We start from the raw sequence: 9,355 nt of genomic DNA on the forward strand, positions 1-9,355 counted from the left end.
GATGCGAGAGGTATGCGCCGACGCATCCTCGCGCCGCCTGGTCATCCGCTGATTCGAGGAATCAACTGGCGCAGTTCTTCAACGTGGCGGAGCAACGCCTTGTCTTCGAGCGCCGCATAACCGATCACCAATCCGGGGGGAAGCACGGCACGCTTGCAGAAGTCTGAAATGGCCTGGAAGCGCAGGCCGCGCGCCGTGGCATTGCGCTGGAATGCAGCCAGATCGATTTCCGGCGGCAGCCACCACACGAAGTGGAAACCCGATTGCTCGCCACTGACGTGCAGCCGCCCCGGGCCCAGCGCATCGCGCAGGGCCTGCAACACCGTGTCGCGGCGCTGCGCATAGACCGGGCGCGAGCGGCGCACGTGCCGGGCAAACGCACCGCTCTCGAGAAAGTTCGCCAGCGCCAGTTGCTCGATCACGCCGGTGGACCGACCGGTGACGTGTCGTGCCTTGCGAAACTCGGACACCAGTTTTTCGGGCAACACGGCATAGCCGATGCGCAGCGCGGCAAACATCGTCTTGTTGAAGCTGCCGCAATGAATGACGCGATCGGCCGCGTCCAGACTCTTCAGCGCGGGCAGCGGTGCGCTGTCGTAGCTGAACTCGCTGTCGTAGTCGTCTTCGATCAACCAACAGTCGGCCTCCTCGGCCCATGAGAGCAACGCCAGCCGGCGCGAGACCGGCATCGTGATGCCGGTGGGCGCCTGGTGTGCCGGCGTGACGTGCGCGAGCCGCACGCCAGCGCGGCGGCGTGCATGCGCCACTGAAAAACCCTGCGCGTCGATGGGCACATGAATGACCTCGCGTGCGTGCCGGCTGAATATCGGGGCCGCATGCAGATAGCCGGGGTCTTCCACCATGACCCGGTCTTGGGGCGAGAGCAGGAGCCGCGCGCACAGGTCCAGCCCCTGGCGGATGCCGGACAGCACGACGACCTGCTCCGCGTCGCAAGAGATGCCGCGCGCCACGCCCAGATAGCGCGCGATCTGCACCCGCAGGGCGTGGAGGCCGAGGGGTTCGCTGTCGCTCAGTTGCTCGGCCGTCACGCGGCGTGCGCCGATCTGCAGCTCCTTGCGCCAGCGGTCCAGTGGAAAGAGCGAGGGGTCGGCCACCCGGGCCAGGAACGGCACGTCAGGCACGCTGGCGACGAGTTGCGCCACATCGACGCCGGAGATGCCGCGCCGCGGCGGCTTCGCCTGCGGCCGGGGTGAATCGCCCGCACGCGCACCGGCATCGAAGAACTGGTCGGGCACCTTCGCCGCGACATGGGTGCCCGAGCCTGCCGTGCTGACCAGATAGCCTTCGCTGCGCAGCTGGTCGTATGCCAGGTCGACCGTGGCGCGCGACACCTGCCAGCGCTCTGCCAGGTGCCGCGTTGAAGGCAGCCGCGCGCCCTTGGCCAGCACGCCTTCGAGGATGCGGGCGCGGATCTGGCGGTAGATCCAGGCTTGCTTCAGCTCGCCGCCTTGAATCGGCTCCGCCGCGAGGTCGAGGCTCGACTGCGTTCGGCGCAATTGCGAGGCGCGAGAAAGTGGCCTGGTCATATTGCGTGATATGGCTCTATGGACAAGGCCGCATTCTAGGTAAGTTCTGTTTCTTGAAGACCTTGGTTTTCAAGCTGCGGCCTCCGCCGTGGTTCAACGCAGAACATTTCCCACGCATGACGAATTCACCTGTTCACTTCTGCACCGTCGCGCCGGACGGCCCGCGCTTTCCTCTGGGCAATGCGGGCAGCATTCTCGATTCGGCATTGGCCGAAGGGGTCGCGGTGCCGTTCTCGTGCAAGCGCGGCGAATGCGGCTCGTGCCGCGCACAGGTGCTCGAAGGCAGCTTCGAGCAAATCGCGCCGCCATCCGAAGCCGCCTACCAGGTGGCAGACGGTGAACTGCTGATGTGCCAATGCCGCGCCACGACCGACCTGCGCCTGCACTTTTCGCATTGGCGAACGCCGGCGCGCCCGGCCGCCCGTTACGCTGCGAAGATCGTTTCGCTCGATGCGGTGGCACCCACCGTCACGCGGCTGCGGGTGGAAATACAGAGCGCCGAACTCTTTCAATGCATGCCCGGGCAGCACGCGCAACTGGTGCTGGACGACGATGCGCGCCGCAGTTTCTCCATCGCGAACCTGCCGGCGGAAACCGGCGACGCGAACCAGCTGGAGTTTCATGTGCGGAGGATTCCGGGCGGGGCGTTCACCGACATCCAGCTTCCGGAACTGCGGCCCGGTGACCTGCTCGAACTCGACGGGCCTTATGGCGCATGCGTGTGGCAAGAGCCCTGCGAACCCATCGATCACTTGGTGTTGCTGGCGACCGGCACTGGCTTCGCGGGCGTGAGCGCCATCCTGCAGACGGCGTTGAAGAGCGGCACGTTCCGCACGGTCACTCTTTACTGGGGCTGCGCCAGCGCCGATGACTGCTATGCGGCCGAGTGGCTCGACGAACTGGCGGCTGCGCATGAGGGCTTTTGTTGGACGGCTGTGTTGTCGTCAGCAGCCTTCGCGGGCTCTGAAGCTCGCTCGGCCGCCAGCCCACGGCGCATACAGGATGCGGCGCTTGCGGCTGGCCACGACTGGGCGCATGCCCTTGTCCATGCATGCGGCAACCCGGCCATGATTCGGGATACCCGTGACCGGCTGAAGGCTGCAGGCTTGCCTGGAGAGCGGTTCCTGTCCGAAGCATTTCTGCCGGCCGCTCATGCGCAGAGTGGCGCCGCACCGTACATCGTGCGGCATCCCTGGGAGAAGGTCGGCACCGCCTTTTCGTTCGACGGCATCCTCAACGCGCGCAGGCGCTCGATGGAAGCGTTGGCGCAGATCGCCGCCCTGATGGCACCCGGCATCACGACCGGCGAAGCCATCGCCGTCGCCGACAGGCACCTGCGGACAATGGGCGCGGCGTACAACTGGCACCCGACCTATGTGCGCTTCGGACCCGATACGCAATGCACGTCCCGCCAGCAGGTGGACCGTCACCGGAAGCTGCGTGCCGACGATGTGTTCACCATCGACCTGGGCCCCGTCTGGGACGGCTACGAGGGCGACTACGGCGACACCTTCGTGATGGGTGCCGACCCCGACCCCGACCACCAGCGCTGCAGCCAGGCCGCGCGCGACATCTTCGAACAGACCCAGCAGGCATGGAAGCAAGGCCTGAGCGGCAGCGCGCTCTACGACTTCGCGGACGGGCTGGCACACGGCCATGGCTGTTCGCTCGTGCGCGAGACCGCGGGGCACCGGGTCTCCGACTTTCCGCATGCGCTCTACGGCAAGCACCGGCTGGCCGAGGCCGACTTCGTGCCGGGCGACGGGATCTGGGTGCTGGAGATCCAGGTGCGGGATCTGACCCGGCCCATCGGGGCATTCTTCGAGGATGTGCTGCTTCGGACGGCGGATGGGGTTGGCGCCTGACACGCTGGCGCATGTGGGATTCGTGGGCCTGCCGCGCGTCTTGCCTTGAAGCCGGCGATCTCACGCGCTCTCCCAGAAGTCTCCTATTTCGAGCGCCAAGATGGCCCCGCTCGCTGTTCTCTCCATGCAGCGAGCTCCTCCCTCCGACCCTATGCAAGTACGGGTCCTTCAGCCCGCCATCGCGCGGGCTTTTTTTCTGCTGTGCTGGGCCACCTCGAAGGGCCAGAAGCCTGGTCAGCCCGGCCCAAAGAAAAAGCCCCGTAAATCAATGATTTACGGGGCTTTTCTGGGAAGGTTCTGGACTAGTCCAAAACCTGTATTGGCGGAACCGGAAGGTTTCGAACCTACTTCAAACTGGAATGTCCGGGTTTCTTGGCTCGATACACCGCACGCTTCACAACGGAATCAGAGACCTCGAACATCACGGCAAGAGCGTGCATCGTATGTTCACCAGCAGCGTACAACCGGACGACTTCGGCCTCATCCTCTGACGAGAGCGCCCGCCCCCTCCCGACCAACACACCGCGATCCCGAGCCGCACGCTGACCCGCGATTGAACGCTCGCGGATGATGCCTCTCTCCAACTGGGCAACAGCGCCAAGAATTTGAATCACAAACGAGCCCATCGCAGTGGTGGTATCCAGCGGCTCGGTGAGACTTTTCACCAACGCGCCAGCAAGCCGAATTTCCTCAAGGATGGACAGCAGATCAGGCAACGATCGCGCTACCCGATCAAGCTTGTAAATCATGAACACGTCGCCTGGGCGCAGCGACTGCAAACAACGCCTCAACTCGACACGCTGACCAACGCTTGACGTTTTTTCCTGAAAAATAACCTCAGCTCCGGCTGCCGCCAGCGCATCTATTTGCAGGTGCGTTTCCTGCTCGCGAGTCGACACCCGCGCATACCCAACAAGCATGCTCCCCTCCCAACGTAAGACGCAAAACGGCGTGATTCATTGGGCCGCACATCGCGGCATACGAGCACGCTGACACTCGCCACCCCCGCACCAGCTCAGCCAGACCGAGCGTGCTATCGTTTCGTCGTCCATTACATTTGGCAACAAAATGAAGCACGCCATCCTCCTCGCCCTAGCAAGCTGCGCATCCATGTGCGACGCCGCCGCCCCCCTGGCGAGCTTTCTATACAGATGCGAAGCCGCCGATGGCACCGTGCGATGGCAAGAGAGTTCCTGCACAAAAAATGATGTTGGAGCCTTCTTCATGCGCCGCGACTACACCATGTCTGTTGAGACGCAAAAACGCATCGGCGAATGCCAGTCGGCTGCACTAGCAAAGTCTGCCAAAGCAGCAACGGGCACTCCGTCGGAACGCATCGACACGTCACACTGCAAGTGACCATAGCCCCGGCGGCTCGGCCTCAGTGCAGAGGTAATAGCTGTCCTTGAACCGCCCGATTCGGTGGTCAACAACGCGCTCGCCGTCCTCGCACCAAAAGCACATCGAGATGAGATCGCGCAACGACATGCGCACCAGCCGCTCGACCACCGAATCAGGCACGGCGACCCCCTGCGAATGGCTGTAGCGCTGCTTGCCTTCGGGCACCATCTCGTAGTGCTTGGTGATGTACTTCGCGACGTACGCCGCCATCTTGGCCAAGCTGTTGCGTGCCTTCTTTGCACCTGGGCCCTTGCCGCCGATGAAACACATCCCGTTGTCCTTGCCAACGATGGCCCGCCACACCATCGTGCCGAGCCGCCAGCCTTCGACCTTGAACGTCTTCCAATCGCCGTTGGGCATGCGCTTCTTCACATCGACGTGAGCCGGTAGCCGGTGGATCGCTGCATGGACATGCCACGCGCCGCGCTTCTGAGGCTCGTAGCCCGCGCAATAGCCGAAGCCGGGGATCAGGTCGCCCATGCGCCGAAACCAGCGCCTAGCGTCTTCCTTGGCCCTGCGCTCGTCCGTTTGGTTCTCGCGGTACGTCAACGTTGCGAGCTCATTGAAGCCATTGGCCTTGATGAAGCGCCGGCACATGGTCTTTGCGCGTCGAGCATTGCGCAGAGCGTTCTTTTCTTTGCGCTCAGCTTCGTCGGCCGCAGCCCATTCCGCGCGCTTTGCATCGTCGGCCAGATGCGACCAGTCAGGAGCGGGACCGAGCTCGGTCCACTCGACCACCGGCCGGGCAGAGATCTCCCGGTGACCGTTGCATTCCCACACCCTGACGTCGAAGCAGTCGTCAAGGGTTTTGCCTTCGTAGGCAATCCCGTCCACAATCCGTTGCATCGCTGTTTCCCAAAGATAAGGCAGTGATCACGACCCGGGCGGCTGGCAGGCTGCGCCGGGTCTTTCTTTTGGCCCGACGGGCCGGGGGTCACAACGAAGGCAGCGTAGGCATTCGTCGTGAAGTGACTTAGTAATAAATTAAGGCCGCGCTGCGCGCGGCCTCGGTCCTCGTACCTCGGCCCTTCGACCGCTACAGCGCGTGCCAAATCGCAACCGCGGCCACACACCACCGACAGGAGCCCGCAGCCGCGGGCGTTTGCTTGGCCGGCCAGAGAGCAGGCAGGGGCATGTAAACCACCCAGCACCAGAGACGAGACGCCTTCGCCACAAGGGCTACGGCGGGTTTGCTTTGCAGTAGCGCGAGCGCTGACGCAGGGGCACGTAAGCAGCATCCCGCGTGCCGGCAGATCCTCGTAGGCGTAGATCACTGGCCGCCCGGCTGAAACGACCACTTGGAGCCGGGTTGCACGCGAGGCTGCGCGGGCGGCGCAGCGGCTGCAAGGGCCGTAGGCGCACCGGGGGACTTAGGGCCACCCTCGATCAAGATCGCGGCTGGAGGCGCCGCAACAGCCGTTTCCGTGGCTTGGCGGGGTGCTGGTGCCGGCTCGATCATCTTCCGCTCGCCCTCAGCTTGGAACGCGAGGAAGGCGCCTTGCGCCACCAGCTGACGGCACATTGCCAGATCCACCGGGTATGGCGTGGCGTCCTGCGTGTAGCACTTGCAGCCGACCGACTTCATTTCGACGCAGGCGGCCGGCACTGGCACACGCTTTGGCTCGGTCAACTTGTCGTAGGCCGGCGCCGTGTGCATCAGGCCCGCAATGCGTGGCTGATATGACGCGATGTATTCGGCCTGTGTCATCGGCTTGCGCTCCGAGGCATTCGAGTTCGTGCCCATGCCGAACGAGCCCGAGCTTGCCGCGTCACCAGTCTGCGAGACCTTCGCCGGCTCCTTCGGACGCAGCTTGTCGTAGGCGTAGTACAGCATCAGCGGCACCACGATGACGCACCCAGCGACGATGAACACCTGCTTCGGAATGCGCACCTTGGCCGTGTGCAGCGATGCACTCTCGTACCAGCTGTAGACATGCTCCGGATGTGACCGCGTGCTGCCCTGCGCATTCTTTCCCGAGCCGTCTTTCTCGCACTCCGGGTTGACGGAATCCCACTGGAGAATGCGCGTGGACTTCGTGCCGCCGAAGATGCGCTTGTAGTGCTGGTGATAGCCGGGCGCACCGATGAGCCGCCGCACGAACTCATCGATGTTCATGGGGTGCTGCGTCAGCAGGAAGAAGTCGAAGCCCCGCGCACGATGCTCGGCCAGCATCTGAACATGCTCCGGCACAGGCGCTGACGGTGCGCGCTTGGGCAGGTCCTTGTGGCATTCGTCGGCGAGGATGATCGCGTTGTTGGGCAGCTGGAGCCATTCCTTGAACTCGATGCCGACCCAGCCGAACTCCTCGGTGATGATGGCATTGGGCTTGAAACGGTCCTTGACGTAGTAGACCTCGCGCCCCTCTGCCACCTGCATCTTGCGCACGTCTTCCAGCGTGAACAGCGTCTTGCACGAGCCATTGGCTCCAGTTCGAAGGTAGAGCATTTACTTGTGCACCCAACGCTTGAACGTGTCGCCCTGGACACCGTTGATGACTGCCTTCGCCAGCATCGCGGAGAAGACGATGTTGATGGACTGGCCGACCTTGAGCATGGTCAGCATGCCAACGACCTCGGGCCCGAGACCGAGGATGGCGCTGATAGCCTGCGACTTGGCCCACCCGATGGTGGTGTTGATGCCGCTGTACGTGACGACGCCGATGCCAAGCGCGACCAGCACACGGCCGGCCATCGAGCCGACCAGCTGGAGCAAGAGCGTGCCGAGAGCGAGAAGGATTGCGGGCATGTCAGCGCCTCAAGATGATCACGCCGGCCAGCAGGAAGCTGCATGCCAGCATGAGGTTGCCGAGCAACGGGAAGCCGTCACACCAGCGGGAGAACGGGATGGTCACCGGAGACAGGCCCATCACGTTGATCGTCTTGTCGCCGATGCACATGGCAGCGCCGCCGAGCGCATCGGAGGTATCGATGGCACCGCTGCTGATCGATACCTTGTCGTTGTTGGGGTTGTCGCCAGTCTGATTGCCGGTCTTGGCGCGCTCAGTCTTCGCCAGCGTGGTTTCGCCATCGTCCGGGTTGACCTTGCAGTTCTGGCGGAAGGTCTCTTCGGCCATCGCGTTGATGACCGCGTCCTCACTGACGGCCTTGTAGCCACTAGCGCATGAACCACCAAAGCCAGTGGGCTTCTTGTCGTCGCCCTTGCAAGCAGCCGCCGCACTGCCCGCACACATCTCACTCTTCGTGCCGTTCTGTGTAGTGGTCTCCGTCTTCGAGCCCGGCCCAGTCCCGTTGGGGCCAGAACCACCGCTGGTCACCGTAGTGATCTTCTGGCATGCATTGCCATTGCAGGTAGTCTGTGTTGTCGTCGTGTTGTTAGTCGTGTTGTTGGTGACAGAGCCGTCCGGGTTCTTGGTCGTGCCGTTCTGTTCCTTCTTCGTGTTTTCCGCCGTAGAACCGCAGTTGACCACCACGTCGACGCCGTTCACCTGCCCGGGACACTTGCCTGGAGGCAGCTGCGACGGCACAGGGTTCGCCTCGTCCTTGACCTTCGTCGGGTCAGGGTTCGCGCCACCATCGGTGCCCTGCGACGAAGGGCCACTGACCTCGCCCGAGCCGTTGCACTTGTCGCCCGTATAGAAGCTGTTCGAGATCTGACAGACACCACGGCCCGAGATCATCACGCCGCTGGAATACTGGCCGCACCAATCGAGCCCACCCTTCACTGTGCAACTCTTATTGCAGAACCGACCGTAGGGCTGCGCCGTAGCTTGTTCGCCGGCGTTGACCTTGTAGCCATACTGGCACACACCACCCTGACACGCGCCGTCGTTCGGGGGCGTCATGCCCATCATCGTCATGCACCCGTTGTCAGGGACGCAGGAGTTACCACCCATCTCCACATACCCACTGGCACATGCACAGCCAGAACCGGACGCTGTGCTGTTTGCAGGACACGTAACGCCTACCTTGGTCACCACAAACCGCTTCGCTCCAGTGCGGTCAACGCAATCCGCATCAGAGTTAGACCCGGTGACGGTAGACGGCGGCCCGGAAACGGACGTGATGTCCTTGCCAGAAACTGGACGAGCCTGACACGCGGACAACGGGTCGGGATAGACGGTGGGGTTCGGCCCACCCCACGTCCAACCGGGGACGTTGGGGAGCAACGCATGCACGGACACCGAACAAAACGCAGCGCCAACGAACAGCAGGGACGCAATCAGTCGTTGAAGATGAGCCATAGGGCACCGAGAAGAGCGACGAGGTAGTAAATGCCCATGACGTGGACCCTTTGCGCAGCGCCCGACTGGACGCTCTGAAAAGGGCAGCAGGGGCGTCCCCCCGCTGCGCTAGGCAACATCAGCCGCCGATGGCGCGACGGATGTAGCCGAAGCCCTTGATGGCTGCGTCGATGAGCAGCTTGGCGTTGCCCACCACTGCCACCAGCACGCCGAGAGCAGCGATGGCCGCAGCGATGGTGGTGGCGTCCGGCTGGCCGTCGCCGGCAGCGAATGCACCACCGGTCAGGCCCACGAGGCCGAGACCGAGGACAGCGCCCTTCAGGTTGATCGCTTGCAGGCG

Annotated in this window: 9 protein-coding genes; 2 read left to right on the forward strand and 7 right to left on the reverse strand. The window is 63.6% G+C overall.

Annotated elements, in window-relative coordinates; all coding sequences use genetic code 11:
* Positions 1–41 precede the first annotated feature (41 nt).
* The gene (locus BLQ28_RS17010) at positions 42–1,547 is read right to left on the reverse strand and encodes a MocR-like pyridoxine biosynthesis transcription factor PdxR (protein ID WP_093241553.1); all 1,506 of its coding nucleotides are present in this window, start codon (positions 1,545–1,547) and stop codon (positions 42–44) included.
* A 62-nt stretch (positions 1,548–1,609) separates the two neighbouring features.
* Between BLQ28_RS17010 and BLQ28_RS17015 the strand changes: the two genes are divergently transcribed.
* Positions 1,610–3,412, forward strand: coding sequence for a M24 family metallopeptidase (locus BLQ28_RS17015; RefSeq protein ID WP_256327329.1), 1,803 nt, complete (start codon positions 1,610–1,612; stop codon positions 3,410–3,412).
* A 344-nt stretch (positions 3,413–3,756) separates the two neighbouring features.
* On the opposite strand, the gene BLQ28_RS17020 is transcribed toward BLQ28_RS17015, so the two are convergent.
* Positions 3,757–4,332: a recombinase family protein gene (locus BLQ28_RS17020; protein WP_093241558.1), complete on the reverse strand. Its 576-nt coding sequence runs from the start codon at positions 4,330–4,332 to the stop codon at positions 3,757–3,759.
* Between the two features lie 148 nt (positions 4,333–4,480).
* Here BLQ28_RS17020 and BLQ28_RS32655 point away from each other — a divergent pair, with 148 nt between their 5' ends.
* Positions 4,481–4,771, forward strand: a complete 291-nt coding sequence (locus tag BLQ28_RS32655) for a hypothetical protein (RefSeq protein WP_143012500.1) — start codon at positions 4,481–4,483, stop codon at positions 4,769–4,771.
* On the opposite strand, the gene BLQ28_RS17025 is transcribed toward BLQ28_RS32655, so the two are convergent.
* The 5 genes from BLQ28_RS17025 to BLQ28_RS33005 form a co-directional block, all read right to left on the reverse strand.
* Positions 4,757–5,659 carry a rolling circle replication-associated protein gene (locus BLQ28_RS17025; RefSeq protein ID WP_143012501.1) on the reverse strand — a complete coding sequence of 301 codons (903 nt, stop codon included), beginning with the start codon at positions 5,657–5,659 and terminating at the stop codon, positions 4,757–4,759. The genes BLQ28_RS32655 and BLQ28_RS17025 overlap by 15 nt on opposite strands.
* Positions 5,660–6,083: 424 nt before the next feature.
* On the reverse strand, positions 6,084–7,259 hold the full coding sequence (locus BLQ28_RS17030) for a zonular occludens toxin domain-containing protein (protein ID WP_093241563.1): 1,176 nt from the start codon (positions 7,257–7,259) through the stop codon (positions 6,084–6,086).
* The gene (locus BLQ28_RS17035) at positions 7,260–7,559 is read right to left on the reverse strand and encodes a DUF2523 domain-containing protein (RefSeq protein ID WP_093241565.1); all 300 of its coding nucleotides are present in this window, start codon (positions 7,557–7,559) and stop codon (positions 7,260–7,262) included.
* Position 7,560: 1 nt separating this feature from the next.
* The gene (locus BLQ28_RS17040; RefSeq protein WP_143012502.1) at positions 7,561–8,631 is read right to left on the reverse strand and encodes a virulence factor TspB C-terminal domain-related protein; all 1,071 of its coding nucleotides are present in this window, start codon (positions 8,629–8,631) and stop codon (positions 7,561–7,563) included.
* Positions 8,632–9,133: 502 nt separating this feature from the next.
* Positions 9,134–9,355 (reverse strand): major capsid protein (locus tag BLQ28_RS33005; RefSeq protein ID WP_176801135.1); only part of this gene is annotated, 222 nt, incomplete at its 5' end.

This window comes from Variovorax sp. EL159 (assembly GCF_900100965.1).
Classification (GTDB): Bacteria; Pseudomonadota; Gammaproteobacteria; order Burkholderiales; family Burkholderiaceae_C; genus Variovorax.